21 protein-coding genes are annotated in these 19,668 nt (G+C 62.7%); 8 read left to right on the top strand and 13 right to left on the bottom strand.

All coding sequences use genetic code 11. The features are described from left to right. The 3 genes from V6M61_RS15940 to V6M61_RS15930 all read left to right on the top strand — a co-directional run. Positions 1-249 (top strand): FCD domain-containing protein (locus tag V6M61_RS15940; RefSeq protein ID WP_332777564.1); only part of this gene is annotated, 249 nt, incomplete at its 5' end. Between the two features lie 125 nt (positions 250-374). Next, positions 375-950 carry a chromate transporter gene (locus V6M61_RS15935; RefSeq protein WP_332777563.1) on the top strand — a complete coding sequence of 192 codons (576 nt, stop codon included), beginning with the start codon at positions 375-377 and terminating at the stop codon, positions 948-950. After that, a complete protein-coding gene (locus V6M61_RS15930) occupies positions 947-1,546 on the top strand; it encodes a chromate transporter (RefSeq protein ID WP_332777562.1) in 600 nt (199 codons plus the stop codon). The genes V6M61_RS15935 and V6M61_RS15930 overlap by 4 nt, the downstream gene beginning before the upstream one ends. Before the next feature lie 57 nt (positions 1,547-1,603). Here the strand turns inward: V6M61_RS15930 and rlmB are convergent, their stop codons facing one another. Further along, on the bottom strand, positions 1,604-2,353 hold the full coding sequence (gene rlmB, locus V6M61_RS15925; RefSeq protein ID WP_332777561.1) for a 23S rRNA (guanosine(2251)-2'-O)-methyltransferase RlmB: 750 nt from the start codon (positions 2,351-2,353) through the stop codon (positions 1,604-1,606). A 142-nt stretch (positions 2,354-2,495) separates the two neighbouring features. On the opposite strand from rlmB, the gene V6M61_RS15920 reads away from it, so the two are divergent. Beyond that, positions 2,496-3,377 (top strand): c-type heme family protein, encoded by an 882-nt coding sequence (locus V6M61_RS15920; RefSeq protein ID WP_332777560.1) that lies wholly within the window; start codon positions 2,496-2,498, stop codon positions 3,375-3,377. A 10-nt stretch (positions 3,378-3,387) separates the two neighbouring features. Continuing rightward, positions 3,388-5,544 (top strand): protein kinase domain-containing protein, encoded by a 2,157-nt coding sequence (locus V6M61_RS15915; protein WP_332777559.1) that lies wholly within the window; start codon positions 3,388-3,390, stop codon positions 5,542-5,544. Positions 5,545-5,639: 95 nt separating this feature from the next. Here V6M61_RS15915 and V6M61_RS15910 read toward each other — a convergent pair whose 3' ends face one another. Next, positions 5,640-6,359: an ABC transporter ATP-binding protein gene (locus tag V6M61_RS15910; RefSeq protein WP_332777558.1), complete on the bottom strand. Its 720-nt coding sequence runs from the start codon at positions 6,357-6,359 to the stop codon at positions 5,640-5,642. A gap of 106 nt (positions 6,360-6,465) precedes the next feature. On the opposite strand from V6M61_RS15910, the gene V6M61_RS15905 reads away from it, so the two are divergent. The 3 genes from V6M61_RS15905 (at position 6,466) to V6M61_RS15895 (ending at position 9,348) form a co-directional block, all read left to right on the top strand. Further along, positions 6,466-7,110, top strand: a complete 645-nt coding sequence (locus V6M61_RS15905) for an arylesterase (RefSeq protein ID WP_332777557.1) — start codon at positions 6,466-6,468, stop codon at positions 7,108-7,110. Beyond that, the gene (gene mnmH / locus V6M61_RS15900; protein ID WP_332777556.1) at positions 7,107-8,162 is read left to right on the top strand and encodes a tRNA 2-selenouridine(34) synthase MnmH; all 1,056 of its coding nucleotides are present in this window, start codon (positions 7,107-7,109) and stop codon (positions 8,160-8,162) included. The genes V6M61_RS15905 and mnmH overlap by 4 nt, the downstream gene beginning before the upstream one ends. A gap of 61 nt (positions 8,163-8,223) precedes the next feature. Next, on the top strand, positions 8,224-9,348 hold the full coding sequence (locus V6M61_RS15895) for an SMP-30/gluconolactonase/LRE family protein (RefSeq protein WP_332777555.1): 1,125 nt from the start codon (positions 8,224-8,226) through the stop codon (positions 9,346-9,348). Between the two features lie 141 nt (positions 9,349-9,489). Here the strand turns inward: V6M61_RS15895 and V6M61_RS15890 are convergent, their stop codons facing one another. From V6M61_RS15890 to der, 11 genes are all read right to left on the bottom strand, one after another. Continuing rightward, positions 9,490-9,663: a hypothetical protein gene (locus tag V6M61_RS15890; RefSeq protein WP_332777554.1), complete on the bottom strand. Its 174-nt coding sequence runs from the start codon at positions 9,661-9,663 to the stop codon at positions 9,490-9,492. Between the two features lie 55 nt (positions 9,664-9,718). Then, a complete protein-coding gene (locus tag V6M61_RS15885) occupies positions 9,719-10,897 on the bottom strand; it encodes a PLP-dependent transferase (RefSeq protein WP_332777553.1) in 1,179 nt (392 codons plus the stop codon). Positions 10,898-10,901: 4 nt separating this feature from the next. Continuing rightward, positions 10,902-11,426, bottom strand: a complete 525-nt coding sequence (locus V6M61_RS15880) for a phosphoribosyltransferase (RefSeq protein WP_332777552.1) — start codon at positions 11,424-11,426, stop codon at positions 10,902-10,904. Between the two features lie 44 nt (positions 11,427-11,470). Continuing rightward, the gene (locus V6M61_RS15875; protein ID WP_332777551.1) at positions 11,471-12,811 is read right to left on the bottom strand and encodes an adenylosuccinate synthase; all 1,341 of its coding nucleotides are present in this window, start codon (positions 12,809-12,811) and stop codon (positions 11,471-11,473) included. 63 nt (positions 12,812-12,874) lie between these two features. Further along, positions 12,875-14,089, bottom strand: a complete 1,215-nt coding sequence (locus V6M61_RS15870; protein ID WP_332777550.1) for an ATP phosphoribosyltransferase regulatory subunit — start codon at positions 14,087-14,089, stop codon at positions 12,875-12,877. Positions 14,090-14,219: 130 nt separating this feature from the next. Next, the gene (locus tag V6M61_RS15865; protein ID WP_332777549.1) at positions 14,220-14,408 is read right to left on the bottom strand and encodes a DUF2065 domain-containing protein; all 189 of its coding nucleotides are present in this window, start codon (positions 14,406-14,408) and stop codon (positions 14,220-14,222) included. A 13-nt stretch (positions 14,409-14,421) separates the two neighbouring features. Next, the gene (gene hflC / locus V6M61_RS15860; RefSeq protein WP_332777548.1) at positions 14,422-15,324 is read right to left on the bottom strand and encodes a protease modulator HflC; all 903 of its coding nucleotides are present in this window, start codon (positions 15,322-15,324) and stop codon (positions 14,422-14,424) included. An 11-nt stretch (positions 15,325-15,335) separates the two neighbouring features. Further along, positions 15,336-16,757: an FtsH protease activity modulator HflK gene (gene hflK / locus V6M61_RS15855; protein WP_332777547.1), complete on the bottom strand. Its 1,422-nt coding sequence runs from the start codon at positions 16,755-16,757 to the stop codon at positions 15,336-15,338. Positions 16,758-16,815: 58 nt separating this feature from the next. Further along, on the bottom strand, positions 16,816-17,949 hold the full coding sequence (gene hflX, locus V6M61_RS15850) for a GTPase HflX (RefSeq protein WP_332777546.1): 1,134 nt from the start codon (positions 17,947-17,949) through the stop codon (positions 16,816-16,818). 41 nt (positions 17,950-17,990) lie between these two features. Beyond that, on the bottom strand, positions 17,991-18,242 hold the full coding sequence (gene hfq / locus V6M61_RS15845; RefSeq protein WP_442957792.1) for an RNA chaperone Hfq: 252 nt from the start codon (positions 18,240-18,242) through the stop codon (positions 17,991-17,993). A gap of 72 nt (positions 18,243-18,314) precedes the next feature. Further along, a complete protein-coding gene (gene der / locus V6M61_RS15840; protein ID WP_332777544.1) occupies positions 18,315-19,658 on the bottom strand; it encodes a ribosome biogenesis GTPase Der in 1,344 nt (447 codons plus the stop codon). Between the last annotated feature and the right edge of the window lie 10 nt (positions 19,659-19,668).

Raw genomic sequence — 19,668 nt, 5'->3', positions numbered from 1 at the left:
CGCCTGTCCAACAACCAGCGGGCCCATGAAACTTATGACGACTATGTCAAGGAGCTGCACCTGTTCAGGCGGCGCTACTTCAATTCGCCCGGGAACATGCGGCGCTCCAACATCGAGCACCGGGCGATTTACGAGGCCATCATCAAGGGGGCCAAAGCCAGGGCGAAATCGGCCGCAGAACGTCATGTACTGTCAGGACGGCAACGCCTGCTGGCCAGCATCGATGACAGCAGCCCCCTCTCTGCCTAGCAACGTGGGGGGAAGTTGCCTCCACACGGCGGACACAGGCTACCGCCGCATCAAGGGCCGGGCAGGCGCTTGCAACTTGCCGCACTTGACCCGCCGTGCGCCAGGTGAACGGCGATAATCGGCTCATGAGCTCCCTGCCGGCGGAAGATCATCCGCAACCCCGGTCCCTGAACGACCTGTTTGTCTCGTTCACCCTGCTCGCGCTGCAGGGCTTTGGCGGCGTGCTGGCCGTTGTGCAGCGCGAGTTGGTGGAGAAAAAGCGCTGGATGACGCGCGAAGAATTCATTGAAGACTGGGCCGTGGCGCAAATCATGCCGGGGCCCAATGTGGTGAACCTGTCGATGATGATTGGCGCACGCTACTTTGGCCTGAAAGGCGCGATGGCGGCGCTGGCCGGCATGCTGACGGTGCCGCTGGTGCTCGTGTTGCTGCTGGCCCTGGTGTATGCCCAGTTTGCCGACCATCCTGGTGTGGCAGGCGCCTTGCGCGGCATGGGCGCAGTGGCCGCCGGGCTGATTGCCGCGACCGGCCTGAAACTGTTCGGTGCGCTGACGAAAAATGCACTGGGCCTGCGCCTTTGCATCGCCTTCGGCGTGGCCTGCTTTGTGGCCATCGCCCTGCTCCGCTGGCCGCTGGCCTATGTGCTGTTCGGGCTGGGCAGCATGGCCTGTGTGCTGGCGTTCCGAAAGCTCCAGCGATGACCGGAACCATGACCGATCAGGCCCTGCACCTTGTCTTCAAAGTGGGCGACTGGTTTGACCTGTTTGTGCACTACCTGTCACTGTCGCTGCTGTCGATAGGCGGCGCCATCAGCACGGCCCCCGACATGCACCGTTTTCTGGTCGAGCAGCAGCACTGGCTGACCGACGCCCAGTTCAACGCCTCGATTGCCATTGCCCAGGCCGCGCCGGGGCCCAACGTGCTGTTCATTGCGCTGCTGGGCTGGAATGTGGGGCACAACGCCGGTGGCATGCTGCCCGGCCTGCTGGGTGTTTGCCTCGCCCTGCTGGGCATTCTGATCCCAAGTACCACGCTGACCTATGTGGCGGCCCAGTGGGGCCACCGAAACCGCGAACTTCCTGCCGTGCGCGCGTTCAAGCAGGGCATGGCGCCCATCGTGATTGCGCTGCTGATTGCCACCAGCTGGATTCTGGCCAGCGCCAACGGCAGCGCCCTGAAAGACTGGCCGGTCTGGCTGCTGACTGTTGTGACCGCCGTGATCGTCTGGCGCACCCGGCTGCATTTGCTGTGGCTGCTGGGGGCCGGCGCGCTGCTGGGCTGGTATGGACTGGTTTGACCTTTAACCTTTAGCCCTCGCCAGCATTGCGCTGGCAGCTCCTGAATAAATCGCAAATCAGCTGCGCTGGCGCAGCGCCTCGTACAGGCAGACGCCGCTGGCCACCGACACGTTCAGGCTTTCAACCGCCCCGCGCATCGGAATGCTCACCAGCTCGTCGCAGGTTTTGCGCGTGAGCTGGCGCATGCCCTCACCTTCCGCGCCCAGCACCAATGCCACCGGGCCTTTGAAGTCGATGTCGTAAATCGTTTTTGGGGCGTCGTCGCTGGTCCCTATGCACCAGATGTTGCGCTCCTTGAGCTCGTTCAGGGTGCGGGCCAGGTTGGTCACCATGAAGTAAGGCATGGTCTCGGCGGCGCCGCTGGCCACCTTGGCCACCGTGGCGTTCAGGCCCACCGCATGGTCTTTGGGGGCAATCACGGCATGCGCGCCGGCGCCGTCAGCCACGCGCAGGCAGGCGCCCAGGTTGTGCGGGTCGGTCACACCGTCGAGCACCAGCAGCAGGGGGGCGTCGCCGCTGCCCTGCTCCAACTGGTCGAGCAAATCGTCCAGTGACTTGGCCTGCACCAGCGGGTCAACGCGGGCCACCACGCCCTGATGGCCGTGGCTGCCGCACATTTTGGCCAGCCGCAGACCGTCGGATTCGATCAGCCGGACACCGGCCTCCTGGGCCCGCTCCATGAACTGGCGCATGCGCGCATCGCGGCGGGAGGCGTCGAAAAAGACCTCCAGCACCGACTGGGGCACGGTTTTGATGCGTACACCGACGGCGTGGAAGCCAAAAAGCACTTTGGGGGAAGAAGACATGTGACGATTATCACAGCAGGCGCTGCTATTCAGACCACAAGCGCCATCTGACGGCTTCAGGCCGGCTATCCGCGTCTAAAATCCGTAACGAAATGTTTGGGCTCGCAGTTTGGGAGCAGAAGAAGAAAGAAGGGGACAGGATATGGGATTGAGGCTTAAATTCAACCTGGTGCTGGTCGTGGTGTTTCTCGCCGGCTTTGCCGCCGCGGGTTTTGTATCGCGCGAGCTGCTCCAGGACAATGCCCGTGAAGAGGTGCTGCGCAATGCCCGCCTGATGATGGAGGCCGCGCTGTCGGTGCGTACCTACACGGTCGAGCAGATCAAGCCGCATCTGGACCAGCAGTTGCAGGACGTGTTCCTGCCGCAAACCGTGCCCGCCTACGCCGCCACGGAAACCATCAACCAGATCCAGAAGAAATATCGTAACTACGGTTACAAAGAGGCCACGCTCAACCCGACCAACCCGCGCGACCGGGCCACCGACTGGGAGGCTGACCTGGTGCAGAAATTCCGCCAGCGCTCGGACACCCAGGAAATCGTGGCCGAGCGCACCGGCGGCACCGGCCGGGTGCTGTACATCGCCAAACCGATCCAGATCACCAACGCGGCCTGCCTGCAGTGCCACAGCGTGCCGGCCGCAGCACCCGCCAGCATGCTCAAGATTTACGGCGAGGCCAACGGCTTTGGCTGGAAACACAACGAAATCATCGGCGCCCAGGTGGTGACCGTGCCCATGGACGTGCCCATCCTCAACGCCGACCGGGCCTTCAAGACCTTCATGGTGTCCCTGGCTGTCGTGTTTGGCGTGGTCTTCGTGGTGCTCAACCTGATGCTGAGCTGGCTGATCGTGCGCCCCATCCGCCAGATGTCGCAGGCCGCCGACAATGTCAGCACCGGCGACTTTGACGTGCCGGAGTTCTCCGATGGCGGCAAGGACGAGATGTCGGTGCTGGGCAACTCGTTCAACCGGATGCGCCGCAGCCTTGAAAAAGCCATGCAGATGATTGAGCGTGACGGGGCCTGACATTGACCCGATGAACCCTCCGCCCGAACCCGCCGCACCATCCCCTGCGGCGGGCGGTGACATGGCGGCCCTGCCCCCGGACCACAAGGTATTTGAGTACCGGGTGGAAAAAATGCTGGGCGGCGGGGGCTTCGGCATCACCTACCTGGCCCACGACATCAACCTGGAGCTGCCGGTTGCCATCAAGGAGTATTTCCCGGGCGATCTGGCCGTACGCTCGGCAGAGCGCACGGTGCATGTGCGTGCGCCCGAGTGCGCGCAGCAGTTTCAATGGGGACTGGAGCGCTTTCTGGACGAAGCGCGCGCGCTGGCGTCGTTTCGCCACCCCAACATCGTGCGCGTGCTGCGCTACTTCAAGGAAAACGGCACCGCCTACATCGTCATGGAGTACGAGCGTGGCGAGCCGCTCAAGCGCTGGCTGGCCAGGCAGGCCACGTTTGACCAAAAGGCCCTGCTGCACCTGATCTACCCCCTGCTGGATGGGCTGGAAGCGGTGCACAAGATGAGCTTTTTGCACCGCGACATCAAGCCCGACAACATCTACATCCGGGCCGACGGGACGCCGGTGCTGCTTGATTTTGGCGCGGCCCGGCGCTTTACCGGCGAGCGCGACCTGACCAATGTGGTCAGCCCCGGCTTTGCGCCTTTTGAGCAGTACCACAGCAAGGGCAACCAGGGCCCCTGGACCGACATTTACGCGCTGGGCGCGGTGATGTACTGGATGAGCACGGGCCAAAAGCCCATGGAATCCGCCTCCCGCGTCAAGGAAGACAGCATGCCGCGGGCGGTCGACAGCGGCAGCCGCATGATTTTTGGCGATGTCCTGCTGCGCGCCATCGACTGGGCGATGACCCCCGACGAAAGCCGCCGCCCCCAAAGCGTGGCGGATTTCCGGGCCGCCCTGCAGGGCGCCGACCATGCTGCTGCCCTGGCTGATGCTTTCTCGGACACCAGCCGCCTGCCCGGCAACACCCGACCCATGCCCGACAGTGCGGCGCAAAACTTCGCCGCCCTCTCGCTGTCCATCCCGATCAGCCACTCCGACAACCTGCGCAAAAACGTGCTGGGCACCATCATGTTTCTGGACCTGGTGGCCTACTCCACCTATTCCATGGAGCAGCAGGTGGCGCTGAAAACGCGCTTCAACGAGCTGATGACCAAAGCCCTCAAGGGTGTGGCCGAGTCCTCGCGCATCGTGATCGACACCGGCGACGGTGCGGCCACCTGCTTCCTGGGCGACCCGGAGGAAGCCCTGCAATCAGCCCTGCTGCTGCGCGGCCTGCTGCTGCAAAAGTACCGCCAGAGGCTGTCCGTGCGCATTGGCCTGCACCTGGGGCCGATCCGCATGGTGTTTGACATCAACAACCGGGTCAACGTGGTGGGCGACGGCATCAATGTGGCGCAGCGCATCATGGACTTTGCCCAACCCAACCAGATTGTGGTGTCGCGGGCTTATTACGACGTGATTTCGCGCATTACCGACACCTCGGCCAGCCTGTTTGGCGCCATGGGCCCGCACCTGGACAAACACCTGCGCTCGCACGACATCTATGCCGTGCTGGATCCGCAATCCATGCCGGCGCCCCGGCCGGCCGGCAGCGTCGAGTTCGAACACACGGCCTCGTACGCGGCCCTGGCCTCGCTGACGCCCGAGATCGCCGCCGAGATCGAAAATGAATTGGCCCGGGTGATCGGCCCGCTGGCCAAGGTGCTGGTTAAAAAGGCCCTGCCCCGCACCGTCAGCGCGCAAGGGCTGCGCGACCTGCTGGCGGTCTCCATCCCGGACACCGCCGCGCGCGAGGCCTTTGCCAAGGCCAAGAGCGGCAACAGCAACTCCAACGTCGGCGGGGTCGGCGCCATCAGCCGGCCCGCCTCGGTCAGCCAACCCGGCAAACCCAGTCGACCAAGTGCTGCTGACATCAGCCAGCCTATGCACACCCAGCCGGCCTCGATCAAGGTCACCTACTTCAGCGCCGAGCTGCAGGCCCAACTGGAGCGGGCCCTGAGCCAGTACATCGGCCCCCTGTCCAGGGTGATCGTGCGCAAGGAAGCGGGGCGGCATACGGCTTATGAGCCACTGGTGCAGGCCCTCGCGCTCAATATCGACCGCCTGGACGAAAGGACCAGGTTTGTCGCCGCAGCGCACAAATTCTCTTCGGGCCACTGAAGAGATGGGAAAAGATGGGCCAAGGAGCCCATTTTCGCTATCAAATCAATAGCTTCTTGCGCATACTTTTCAAGGGCTAGCAGCCTATTTGACCTTCAGGTCGGCACCGTCTCGTCGGGCATGATCCGGCCGGCTTCGATGGTGATGCGGCGTTCACAGCGGGACGCAATGGTCCGGTCGTGCGTCACCAGCACCAGCGTGGTGCCCAGCTCGCGGTTCAGGTCAAACATCAGGGTCATGACGGTTTCGCCGGTTGCAAAGTCCAGGCTGCCGGTCGGCTCGTCGGCCAGCAGCACGGCCGGCTGCACCACAAAGGCCCGCGCCAGCGCCACGCGCTGCTGCTCACCGCCCGACAGCACTTTGGGATAATGGCCCAGGCGCTCGCCCAGACCCACGCGCTTGAGCATTTCGGTGGCCTGGGCCCGGGCGCTTTTGGCGCCCGCCAGCTCCAGCGGCAGCATGACGTTTTCCAGGGCGGTCAAATTGCCCATCAGCTGAAAGCTCTGAAATACAAAACCGACTTTTTGGGCGCGCAATGCCGCACGGTCGTCTTCACTGAGGGCGAACAAATCCTGCCCGGCCAGCTGCACGGTGCCCTGGCTGGGAGTGTCGAGGCCGGCGATGATGGACAGCAGCGTGCTTTTGCCCGAACCCGATGCCCCCACGATGGCGGCGGTTTCCCGGGGCGCGAGCGCAAAATCAATATCGCGCAAAATAGTCAGTGTGCCGGTGGAGTCAGTCACCGACTTGAAAACATTCTCAACGGAAATAATTGAAGAAGTGTTCCTAACAACAGAAACCGCGGGTTCAGACATGTCAGCCTTATCAGAAACAGAAAACGTGAAAAACAAGCGCCCTGACTTTACCAAGCTTGCCGGCGCGACGTGGACCCTGCTCACAAAACCACTTGGCATCCTGCTCATGACAGCCATGGCAGCCATGCTGGCCCTGCCCGCTCCAAGCTGGGCGCAAGGCGCTGCAGCGCTGGCCAAACCGGCCCCAACCACGGCCGACACCATTGTGGTGGTGGGTGATTCCCTGAGCGCCGAATACGGCCTCAAGCGGGGCACCGGCTGGGTGGCCTTGCTGCAGCAGCAGCTGGCCGGTGAAAAGCGCTCCGCCCGGGTGGTCAATGCCAGCATCAGCGGCGACACCACCTCCGGCGGCCGCTCGCGCCTGGGTAGCCTGCTGGCGCAGCACAAACCCACCGTGGTGGTGATTGAGCTGGGCGGCAATGACGCCCTGCGCGGCCTGCCGCTGGACATGACCGAGAAAAACCTGACCGCCATGGCCCAGGCGGCCCGAAAAGCCGGCGCCCGGGTGCTGCTGGTGGGCATGCAGGTGCCGCCCAACTACGGCAGCGCCTACAGCGCCAACTTTTCCGGCCTGTTTGCAAAGGTGGCCAAAACTGAAAAAGCCGCGCTGGTGCCGTTTTTCCTCAAAGGGGTGGCTGACGTGGACGACTCTGCCGCGCTGTTTCAGGCCGACCGCATTCACCCCAACGAGCAATCACAGGCCAAAATGCTCGCCAATGTCTGGCCCGAACTGAAAAAACTCCTCAAGTGACCGTACAACTACTCTCCGCCACCGAGGCCTTGGCGCGGCTGGCCGACTTTTCCATCGTGATCGACGCGCGCAGCGAAGGCGAATATGCCGAAGACCACCTGCCCAATGCCCACAACTGGCCCAGCCTGCGCGACGAGGAGCGCAAGGTGGTCGGCACGCAGTACAAGCAGATCAACGCCTTTGAAGCCAAGAAGCAGGGCGCGGCCCTGGTCGCCAAAAACATCGCTGCGCATATCGAGCGCGAGGTGCTGGACAAACCCAAGGAATGGCAGCCGCTGGTGTACTGCTGGCGCGGCGGCAAACGCAGCGGCTCGCTGGCGCTGATCCTGGACCAGATCGGCTTCAAGGTCACGCTGATCGAAGGCGGCTACAAGGCCTTTCGCGCGGCGCTGGTGGCCGACCTGCCGCAACTGGCGGCCCGCTACCGCTACCAGGTAGTCTGCGGCACCACGGGCTCGGGCAAAACCCGCTTTTTGCAGGCCCTGGCCGCCCAGGGTGCACAGGTGCTGGACCTGGAAGCGCTGGCCAACCACCGCAGCTCGGTGCTGGGCCTGATCCCGGGCCAGGCGCAGCCCAGCCAGAAAGCCTTTGACACCCGCATCTGGACGGCCCTGCGCGGCTTTGATGCGACGCGGCCGGTCTACATTGAAAGCGAGAGCAAAAAAGTGGGCAACGTCGTGATCCCCGACAGCCTGATGGCCGCCATGCGCCGCAGCCCCTGCCTGCGGCTGGACCTGCCCGAAGCTGAGCGGGTCAGCCTGCTGCTGGAAGACTACGACTTCTTTGTGCGCGACATCGAGCTCTTCTGCGAGCGGCTGGGCGCGCTGACCGAGGCCCGCGGCAAAGACATCGTCGCCCACTGGCAGACGCAGGCGCGCAGCGGCGACGTCGCCAGCGTGGTGCGCGAATTGCTGGTCAAGCACTACGACCCGGTGTACCTGCAGTCGATGCGGCGCAACTTTGAGCAGTACGAAACCGCCCGGGTGCTGACACCGCGCGACCACACGGTGGCCGCAATGACCGAGTTGGCACAAACCCTGTTGGCAAGCTGAACCGGGCCCCCAAGAATCAGGGCCACCGGCCTCACCCCCTTGCCGGCCAGAAGACCGACTCATGAAAAAAATCTTTTACACGCTTGCAGTCACCCTGGCGCTGGCACTCGCCTATTTCTGTTTCTGGCCCGTGCCGATTGAGCCCGCCGTCTGGACAGCACCCGCCGCACCGGGCTATGTGGGCCCCCACGCCGTCAACCAGAAACTGGCCGGCCTGCAGCTCATTTCGCTGGGCAAGGAAGAAGGCCCCGAACATGTCGCCATCGGTCCGGACGGCAAGCTGTACGTTGCCGTGGCCAGCGGCAGCATCCTGCGCATGGCGCCCGATGGCAACGGCCAGGAGGTGTTCGTCAATACCGGCGGCCGGGTGCTGGGTTTTGACTTTGATGCTGCCGGCAACCTGGTGGCGGCCGACGCCATGCTGGGTTTGCTGTCGATCGCCCCCAACCGGCAAATCAGCGTGCTGGCCAGCAATGTGGGGGGTGACCCGATCCGCTATGCCGACGCGGTGGTGGTTGCCAAAAACCCGGCGGCGGGCGCAAAGATCTACTTCAGCGACGCCTCTACCCGTTTTGGCGCCAAGGAATGGGGCGGCACCTTCGAAGCCAGCGTGCTGGACATTCTGGAGCAGTCCTCCAGCGGCCGGGTGCTGGAGTACGATCCGGCCACCAAAAACACCCGCATCGTGGCCCGCGGCCTGGCGTTTGCCAATGGCCTTGCCCTGAGCGGTGATGGGCAGCACCTGTTCGTCAATGAAACCGGCAAGTACCGCGTCTGGAAGATCGCCGTCACGGCGCACCAGCTGGATGTCGTCCAGAACGACTTCGACCCCAGCCAGGCCCGGGTCCTGCTGGACAAGCTGCCCGGCTACCCGGACAACCTCATGCGCGCCCCTTCAGGCGGAAAAATCTGGATGGGACTGGTCAAGCCACGCAACCCCACCATCGACAAGCTGGCCGGGCTGCCTTTCCTGCGCAAAGTCACCTTGCGGCTGCCGCGTGCGCTATGGCCCATCCCCAAGGCCTACGGCCATGTGGTGGCGTTCAGTGAGGACGGAAAAATCCTGGCCGACCTGCAGGACCCGAGCGGGGCCTACCCCGAAACCACAGCCGTCACCGAGACGGCCGAGCGCCTGTACATCCAGAGCCTGCACGCCAAAGGGCTGGGCTGGCTGCCCAAACAGTAAACCCTGCGTCACCCCGCGCTGGGTGATCAGCGCCGGATGCGGCAGGGTTGGCTGGGACTTTGAAAATTGCTATCGAAAATATAGCTGCTTGCGCATATCCTGCTTGGGCTGGAGGCTTGTTTTTCTTGTAAGCTCAGGGGTTCACGGAGTGGGTTCCGCAGGCGGCACATTGGCCGGAACATCGGTCTGCGGCTCATCCGTATCGGGAGCGTCATCGGTTTTGCCTTCGGCCTTGCGCTTGAGTTTTTCTTCTTTTTTACGTTTTTTCGCAAGCTCTTTCTGGCGTTTTTCGTAGGAATAATTAGGAGTTGCCACGGCGTGCTTTCATGAATGAATAGCCCTTACTGTACTGCATCGCCGTCCATCGCTGTCAGAGGCTGGCCAGCGCCTGCGCCAGGTCGGCCTGCAGGTCAGCCACGGCTTCCAGACCCACGGAAAAACGCACCAGGCCGCCCTGGTGCGGCCATGGCATGGTGCGGATGTGGGGCACGTCGTAAGGCGCGCACAAGCTCATGGGGCCTGCCCAGCTGTAGCCCAGTTTGAAGAGCTTCAGGCTGTCGCAAAAGCCGTCAATCTGCGCCTGCGTGAACCCCGGCTTGAAGACGGCGCTGAAGAGGCAGGCCGCGGCGCTGCAGTCGCGTTTCCAGGTGGCATGACCGGGTGAGCCTTCCAGCGCCGGGTGCAGCACGGCAGCCACTTGCGGCTGGGCCTGCATCCAGGCCGCCAGCGCGCGCGTGGCGCTGTCCTGCGCCGCGTAGCGCAGGCCGATGGAATGCAGGCCGCGCAAGACCAGCTCCACATCGTTGCCGCCCACGCCGTGACCGACACGCATGTGGCACAGGCGGACCAGGCCGTGCAGTGCTTCACTGTTGGTCACGACCGAGCCCATCAGCACGTCGGCCCCGCCGCTGGGGTATTTGGTCAGTGCCTGCACCGAAATATCGGTGCCCGATTTGAACGCATTGAAAGCAATGCCAGCCCCCCAGGTATTGTCCAAAGCGGTGACGATGCCATCCGGATGGGCATGCTGACAGGCCTTGACCACCGCCACCAGGGCCGGCAAATCGGGAAACTCCAGCGTGATGGAACCCGGGGCCTCCAGCCATACCAGCCTGGTTTGAGGGCTGAGTTTGGCCGCCAGGTCGGCCGGGTCCATGGGGTTATAAAACCGGTGGGTGATGCCCCAAGCGGCCAGCTCGTGCTGGGCAAGGACCTTGTTGGGACCGTAGACGTTGTCGGGGATCAGCATTTCATCGCCCGACTTGAGCAGCGCCATGCCGACCAGTGACACCGCCGCCAGGCCGCTGGGTACCAGCGTGCAGAATTGGCCCCCCTCCAGCGTGGCAATCCGCTCTTCGAGTATGAAAGTGGTGGGCGTGCCGCTCAGGCCGTAGGTGTAGCCGGTCTTGTGCCGCCAGTCGCGGCTGCGCAAGGCCGCCACGCTGGGAAATATCACGGTGGAGGCTTTGTAAACCCCTGGAGGGATCGCCCCGAAACCCGCTGGCGGTACGTAGGGATGATGAATAAGTTGGGTGGATGAATCGCTCATGGGGCTATACCACCCACTTGCCCATCAACTGCGCGGGACTGAGCGAGTCGTAGCCTTCAAAGGGCTGGTGAATCCAGGGGTTGGTCGGCAGGAACTCCACCGAATAGTCGGGGGTGAAGATGGACAGGCCCTTGGTCCAGATCACGGCACTGCGCAGCTCGGTGATGGGTTTGTAGTTGTTGCGCAGTTGGTCAATCACGGCATTGAGCGTTTTCCCCGAGTCCGCCAGATCATCGACCAGCAGCACCTTGCCGGCAATTTCGCCCTTGGGCGTGGTGATGAAACGGGCGATGTCCAGATTGCCCTGCACCGTGCCGGCATCCGCCCGGTAGGAGCTGGTGGACATGATGGCCAGCGGCTTGTCGAAAATGCGCGACAAAATGTCCCCGGGCCGCATGCCGCCGCGCGCCAGGCACAAGATGGTGTCGAACTGCCAGCCCGATTGGTGAATCTTGATCGCCAGCTTTTCGATCAGGCTGTGGTACTCGTCATAGCTGACATACAGGTGCTTGCCGTCTTCGGTCAACATCTCAAACCTTTCCTTGTCTTTTGTAGTCCCGTGGCCCGACAGTATCAGGCGACGTAGGGGTTGCGCAACAGGATGGTGTGGTCACGGTCAGGGCTGGTGGAGATCATGTCAATCGGCACGCCCGTCACTTCTTCAATCCGCTGAAGGTACTGCTGGGCCGTCACCGGCAGCTCGTCATAGCGCGTGACGCCCACGGTGCTCTGGCTCCAGCCTGGCAGGGTTTCGTAAATCGGCTTGCAGCGGGCGATGTCATCCGCGCCCATGGGCAGGATGTCGATGACCACGCCGTCGAGCTCGTAGCCGGTGCACAGCTTGAGCTCGTCAATGCCATCGAGCACGTCCAGCTTGGTGATGCACAGACCCGACAGGCCATTGACCTGCGCCGAGCGCTTGAGCAGCGCCGCGTCAAACCAGCCGCAACGGCGGCTGCGACCGGTGGTCACGCCTTTTTCGGCACCCACGGTGCTCAGGTGGTAGCCCACGGTGCCGGGCTGCTCCCAGTCCAGCTCGGTCGGGAACGGGCCGCCGCCGACACGGGTGCAGTAGGCCTTGGTGATGCCCAGGATGTAGTGCAGCATGCCGGGGCCGACGCCGGCGCCGGCAGCGGCATTGCCGGCCACGCAGTTGCTGGAGGTCACGAACGGGTAGGTGCCATGGTCCACGTCGAGCAAGGTGCCCTGCGCGCCTTCAAACAGCAGGTTGGCGCCATCGCGGTGGGCATCATTGAGCTCGCGCGACACGTCGGCCATCATGGGTTTTAGCAGCTCGGCGTGGCGCATGGCCTCTGCATAAACCGTATCGAAATCGATGGCCGGTGCGTGCAGGTAGTTGGTCAGCACAAAATTGTGCAGGTCGAGCAGCTCGCGCAGCTTGGTCGCAAAGCGCTCCGGGTATTTGAGGTCCTGCACGCGCAGCGCACGGCGGGCAATCTTGTCTTCGTAGGCGGGGCCGATGCCGCGGCCGGTGGTGCCGATCTTGGTGGTGCCACCCTTCTCGCGGTAGGTTTCACGGGCAATGTCGAGTGCTGCGTGGAAAGGCAAAATCAGCGGGCAGGCCTCGCTGATGCGCAGGCGCGAGCGCACTTCCACACCGGCTTTTTCCAGCCCTTCAATTTCTTCAAACAGCTTGGCCGCCGACAGCACCACCCCATTGCCGATGTAGCACTTGACGCCCGGGCGCATGATGCCACTGGGGATCAGGTGCAAGGCGGTCTTGACGCCGTTGATCACCAGCGTGTGGCCGGCGTTGTGGCCGCCCTGGAAGCGCACCACGCCCTGCGACATTTCGGTGAGCCAGTCGACCAGCTTGCCCTTGCCTTCATCGCCCCATTGGGTTCCTACGACCACGACGTTGCGTCCCGCGGTTGCGGTTTGTTTGTTTGTCATCTTCGATTTCTCTGTAAGGATTCGGTTGAAATGGCGGGGCACTCGGCACGCTCGGGGCGCCCGTTACGCCCTGGCCTTGTTCAGTGGCTGAACCACCCATTGGCCGGCAATATGGGCCAGTTCGCGGTCACAGTCAAATTCGTTGACTTCGTGCTCATGCCCGGGCAAAACACAGGCGACGGTTTCACCGCCGGCGCGCAGGCTGGCGATGGCAGCGCGCAGGCCCGCTTCCTCGCCCCAAGGGGCGCGAATGGCTGCCTTCAGCGGTCGGGGCGCCAGTACGCTGACCAGTTCTTTCAAGTCCAGACTGAAACCGGCCGCCGGACGGTTGCGGCCGAACACGGCGCCAACCTCGTCGTAACGGCCGCCGCGCACCAGCTCGGCGCCCTGCCCGCCATCTTTTTGCCCATGGCCATAAATGGCAAAACGGGGGCCGCTGTAGTAGGCATAGCCGCGCAAATCCGCCAGGTCAAAACTGACCTTGACGCCACTGGCAAGATGTCCCACATGGGTTGCCAGCCATTTCAGGTTTTGCAGGGCCTGATGCACGCCGGGCGTGGTCTTGAAGGCTTTCTCAGCCTCCACCAGCACCGCCTCATCACCGTACAGTTGCAGCAGAGCCAGCAAGCCCTGGCTGGAGGCCTTGGAAATGCCGTCCTTGAGGCTGGCCAGCAGGCTCGCCAGTTCGCTGGCATCCTTGGCCGCCAGCGCGGCATGAATCTGGGCCAGTGTCCGGGTGCTGACTTTGGCGCCCCCCAGCAAGCTGCCCACGATGCGCACGTCGGCCATGTCCACCAACAGCTGGGTCACGCCGGCCGCGCGCAAACCCTCCAGCGCCAGCAACTGAGCCTCCAGATCGGCCTCAAGCCCGGCATGCCCGTAAATTTCAGCACCAAACTGCAAGGGTTCACGCGTGGCATGCGGGCGGTCTGCCCGGGTGTGCAGCACGGGGCCGCAGTAACAAAGACGGGCCACACCGTTGCGGTTGAGCAGGTGGGCATCAATGCGCGCCACCTGCGGCGTGGTATCGGCGCGCAGGCCCAGGGTGCGGCCGGACAGCTGGTCAACCAGCTTGAAGGTTTGCAGATCGAGCGCCTCGCCCGTGCCTGTGAGCAGGGATTCCAGGTGCTCCAGCAGTGGCGGCATGACCAGCTCGTAGCCGTAGCTGCGGGCCGTATCCAGAAACAGGCGACGCAGCTCTTCGATGTGGCGCGCCTCGGAGGGCAGGACATCGGCAATTTGATCCGGCAATTGCCATGATGACGACCAGGCGGGCATGGGTAATTTGGGGGGCTGTTAAATACGGGATTTTACCGGGCTTGGACGCTGTTTTTGGCCAAACCCTGGCCAGATGCGGCCGAAGGATTGAAATACCGGCATTAAACCGGCCTGGTCAGTCGCCTGCAACTCACCGGAAAAGAGCCCATAGCGCCAGGCCCACCAGCATGCTGCAAAGGCCAAAAAAGCGGATCTGGCCGTCGCTCATTTCAAGCATTTTTTGAAACATGCCGCGCCAGCGCCGGGGCGAGAAAAACGGCAGCAGGCCTTCGATCACCAGCATCAAGGCCAGCGCCAGCCAGAAGGTGTTGCCGTCCAAGACCGCGCTATCGCTATTTTTTACCGGAAGCCGGGGCAGCCGCACCCGAGCCGCGCATGGCCTTGAAAAAGTCCGACGACGGATCCAGCACCATCACATCGCTCTTCTTGTGGAAACTGGCCTTGTAGGCATCCAGACTGCGGTAGAACTGTGCAAATTGCGGGTCACGGCCAAACGACTCGGCGTAAATACGGGCCGCTTCGGCATCACCCTCGCCCTTGATTTTCTGGGCGTCACGGTAGGCATTGGCCACGGCGACTTCGCGCTGCCTGTCGGCATCGGCGCGGATTTTTTCACCTTCGGCAGCACCGGTGGAGCGCAGCTCGTTGGCCACACGCTTGCGCTCGGCTTCCATGCGCCGGTACACCGACTCCGTGATGGCCTCCACGTAGTCGACGCGCGTGATCCGCACATCCACCACATCCACGCCCCAAGGCTTGGCGCCCTGCACTGCCTGCAGCACCTCGCGCTTGACGTCGGCCATGAGGGCCTCGCGCTTGAGCGACAGCAAATCCTTCACGGTCCGCTTGTTGATTTCTTCCTGGAAGGCGTTGCGCACCACCCGGTTCAGCTGGTTGGCGCCGGCTTTTTCGTCCAGGCCGACGTTGCGGATGTACTCCGACGGCTGGGTAATCCGCCAGCGCACGTACCAGTCGATCACCACACGCTGCTTTTCAGCCGTCAGCATGGGTTCTGCGTCGGTGCTGTCGAGTGTCAGCAGTCGCTTGTCGATGTAGGACACATTCTGAAAGGGTGGCGGCAGCTTGAAATTCAAGCCAGGCTCGGTAATGACTTCCTTGATCTGGCCCAGCGCATACACCACGCCAAACTGACGCTGGTCAACCACAAACAGCATGGAACTGAGCAGCGCGAGCGCCACCAGCAGTGAAGAAGCAATAAATCCAACTCTATTCACGTTTGTCTTCCTTAGCGTGTGTCGCGGTCGCGCGTGCGGGACGAATCACGGGCACGGGCATCGATGGGCGGCAAGCTGGTGGCGGGTGCGGCCGGTGCGGGTGCGGGCGCTGCCGCGTTACCGGAGGCTGCGGCATCGGTGCCCGCTGCGCCGCCTTGAGCGCTCATTTGCATGATCTTGTCGAGCGGCAGATACAGCAAATTGGAACCCTGGCGCGACTCCACCATGACCTTGGTGACATTGCTGTAGACCTGCTGCATCGTGTCGATGTACATGCGGTCACGGGTGACTTGCGGCGCCTTCTGGTATTCGGTCAGCACGGAGCGAAAGCGCTGGGCATCGCCCTGGGCCTGCGCCACGATGCGGGCCTTGTAGGCCTCGGACTCTTCCTTGAGCCTTGAAGCCGAGCCGACAGCCCGCGGAATCACGTCGTTGGCATAGGCTTGCGCCTCATTCTTCGCACGCTCGCGCTCCTGGCCAGCCTTGAGCACATCATCAAAGGCCGACTGCACCTGCTCGGGCGGGCGCACGCCGCTTTGCTGCAGATTGATGCCCACCACTTCAACCCCCACCTTGTAGCGGTCCAGAATGGTTTGCATCAGCACGCGAATTCGCGGCCCGATTTGATCCCGCTCCTCGGCCAGCGCTGTATCCATCTTCATTTTGCCGACCACCTCGCGCACCGCCGTTTCCGCCGCCTGCACCACGGCGCCTGCCGGGTCCTTGCTCTCGAACAGGTAGGCGCGCGCGTCGCTCAGGCGGTACTGCACGGCAAACTTGATCTCGACAATGTTTTCGTCTTCGGTCAGCATGGCCGACTCTCGCAAGCCGGTGGCCTTGATGATGGAATCGCGCCCCACGTCGACCGAACGAATCTGGGTGACCACCACCATCTCGTGGCGCTGTATCGGGTAGGGCAGGCGCCAGTTGAAACCGGCGCCCACCGTGGAGTGGTATTTACCGAACTGGGTGATGACGGCCTGCTGGCCCTCCTGGACAATGAAAAAGCCGGTGCCCAACCAGATCAGCGCAGCCACGCCGCCGATGAGTCCGACGCCAATACCGGCACTTTTCATGTCGGGCTGAAAACCGCCGCCATTGCCGTTGCTGCCCCCGCCAAACCCGCCGTTGCCACCCCGCTGGCCGGCATTTTTGGCGCCGCCAAAAAGCCCACCCAGCTTGCGGTTGAAATCACGCCAGAGTTCGTCCAGGTCCGGCGGGCCTTGATTGGGGCCCTGACCTTGTGGCCGATTGCCGCCGGGCTTGGAGTCCGGGCTGTCTTCGCGCCCGGCCTCAGGCTTGGACTCGCCAGGCGACGACTTGTCATCGTCACGTCCCCAGCGGGGGTCGTTCAGATTGAACATGCCTTGGGCGCGTTGTTTCAGCCGTGCCGGCAAGGTCGTCAGCGTCTGTAGCACAGGGTTCAAATTCATGGAATCAGGCTCTCACTTTTTTTCATTTCCCGACATTGTGCCTAATCAAGCCAGCGGGTCAGGCAACGGCCTCAGCTATTTGAGGGAAATCCTCATTCTGGACCTTGGAAGCGTGGCTGGCCAGCAACTGGCGCAGCAGCGGCAGGCCTTCGCCGGTTTGGGCGCTGACAAACACCCGATCGACACGCGTAGCCGCATCCGAAAACGCATCTTTGATCTCGAACATGTCCACCAGCAGCTGCGGCCGGCGTGCTTTTTCAAAGGCATCGAGCTTGTTAAATACCAGGATTTGCGGCACCGCCGCCGCGCCAATCTCGCTCAACACCCGCTGCACCTGCTCAATCTGCTCGAGATAGTTCGGATTGGCAGCATCGACCACATGCAACAGCAAGTCGGCATCAGCCGCCTCCTGCAAGGTCGCGGCAAAGGCGTCGATCAGGCCGTGCGGCAAATCGCGAATGAAGCCCACCGTGTCTGACAGGGAGACGGAGCGGCTGGCATCGCCCAGATACAGCTGCCTCGTGGTGGTGTCGAGCGTGGCAAACAACTGGTCTGCCGCATAGGCCCGCGCCTTGACGAGCGCGTTGAACAGGGTGGATTTGCCGGCGTTGGTGTAGCCCACCAGCGAGATGGTGAAGGAGTTGCGCCGTTCGCGCTGCCGGCGCTGGGTCTGCCGTTGCCTGATGACTTTGGCCAACCGCTCTTTGGTGCGCTTGATGGCGTCGCCAATCATGCGCTTGTCCAGCTCGATCTGCTTTTCACCCGGGCCGCCGCGCAAGCCCGCGCCACCGGTCTGGCGCTCCAGGTGCGACCAGCGGTGCACCAGGCGTGTCGACAAATACTGCAAACGAGCCAGTTCGACCTGCAGTTTGCCCTCGTGGCTGCGGGCGCGCTGGGCAAAAATCTCCAGAATCAGCAAGGTCCTGTCATTGACAGGCAATTCCATGTGCCGCTCAAGATTGCGCTGCTGGGCAGGGCTGAGGGCCTGGTCGAACAGCACTTCGGTCGCGCCGGTCTCCAGGGCCAGCATCTTGATTTCATCGGCCTTGCCGCTACCGACGAACAGGGCGGCATCCGGGGCCTTGCGTTTGCAGACCACGCGCGCCACCGGTTGCATGCCGGCAGTCTGGGCGAGCAGGCCCAGTTCTTCAAGCCCGGCATCAAAATTGGGAAAGCCAAGATCAACCCCCACCAAAATGACGGGGGGCTGCGCATTCGCTAAAAGGTCCGGTCTCAGCTGGCTGGGCTTTCTTCTGATTCTGCGGTGGAAAAATTCACCGCGCGACCAGGGACAATGGTTGAAATGGCGTGCTTGTAAACCATCTGGGTGACGGTATTGCGCAGCAGGACCACATACTGGTCAAACGACTCGATTTGACCCTGCAGCTTGATGCCGTTCACCAGGTAAATAGAGACGGGCACATGCTCGCGGCGAAGCGTATTGAGAAAAGGGTCTTGCAAGAGCTGACCTTTGTTATTGCTCACGATATTCTCCGTGTTCAAGAGTTGTTGATTAAGGCTTCACCTTACCACAGCGCCCCGGTGGCGCAAGTGGTTCTAGCCTGATTCCTTGTCCGCATAGGGGTTCTGCGAGGTTTTCATCTGGATCCGCATGGGCGTACCCACAAGGTCAAACTCCTTGCGAAAACGCCCTTCCAGGTAGCGTTTGTAGGAGTCGGTCACGTGCTCCAGCGAGTTGCCGTGAATAATGATGACGGGCGGGTTCATGCCGCCCTGGTGGGCGTAGCGCAATTTCGGGCGGAACATGCCGGAACGCTGGGGCTGCTGGAACTGCACCGCCTCCAGCAGCAGACGGGTCAGTACCGGCGTGGACATTTTCCGGTTGGCCGAGGCATGGGCCTGGATGATGGACTTCCAGACCGGCGCCAGCCCCTGGCGCTTGATGGCCGAGATCTGGTGCAGCGAGGCAAACTTCAAAAATGCCAGCCGGGTTTCAATCGAGCGCGCCAGCATTTCACGCTGGTAAGCGTCGACGGCATCCCATTTGTTGACCGCCAGCACCACGGCACGGCCACTTTCAAGGATGTAACCGGCAATATGCGCATCCTGGTCGGTCACGCCCTGGGTGGCATCGAGCAGCAACAGCACCACATTGGCGCTTTCGATGGCCTGCAGGGTCTTGACCACGGAAAACTTCTCGATCGCCTCAAAAACCTTGCCCTTGCGGCGCAGGCCGGCGGTGTCGATCAGTTCAAACTTCTGCCCGTCACGCTCAAACGGCACCGAAATGGCATCCCGGGTCGTGCCGGGTAAATCAAAAGCCACCAGCCGCTCTTCGCCCAGCCAGGTGTTGATGAGGGTGGATTTGCCCACATTCGGTCGACCGGCCACGGCCAGCCTGATGACGGAAGGGTCCTGGGGTTCAAGATCTTCGCCGGGCTCAGGCAGGTTCAGGGGCGCCAGGGCCAGATCCACCAGCGAGCGTATGCCCTGCCCGTGCGCGGCGGACACCGGCAGCACCTGGCCCAGCCCCAGCTCGAAAAACTCGGACAGCTGCACCCCCTCCTGCATGCCTTCGGCCTTGTTGGCCGTCAGCACCGTGGGCTTGCCCAGCTTGCGCAGATAGCTGGCAATGTCATGGTCTTGCGCGCTGATGCCGGCACGCGCATCGACCACAAAGATCACCACATCGGCTTCGGCCACGGCTTGCCGCGTCTGCTTGGCCATTTCCTTGTAGATGCCGCTGATGGCGTCGGGCTCAAAACCGCCCGTATCGATCACGATGTACTCGTGTTCGCCCAGCTTGCCGTTGCCGTAGTGACGATCCCGTGTCAACCCGGCAAAGTCCGCAACAATGGCATCGCGCGACTTGGTGAGTCGATTAAAAAGGGTCGATTTCCCCACATTGGGGCGACCGACCAGTGCAATAACAGGTTTCATCAAACAGGTT

This window comes from Polaromonas sp. (assembly GCF_036676035.1).
Taxonomy (GTDB): domain Bacteria; phylum Pseudomonadota; class Gammaproteobacteria; order Burkholderiales; family Burkholderiaceae_C; genus Polaromonas.
This window is presented reverse-complemented; position numbering and strand designations above follow the sequence as displayed.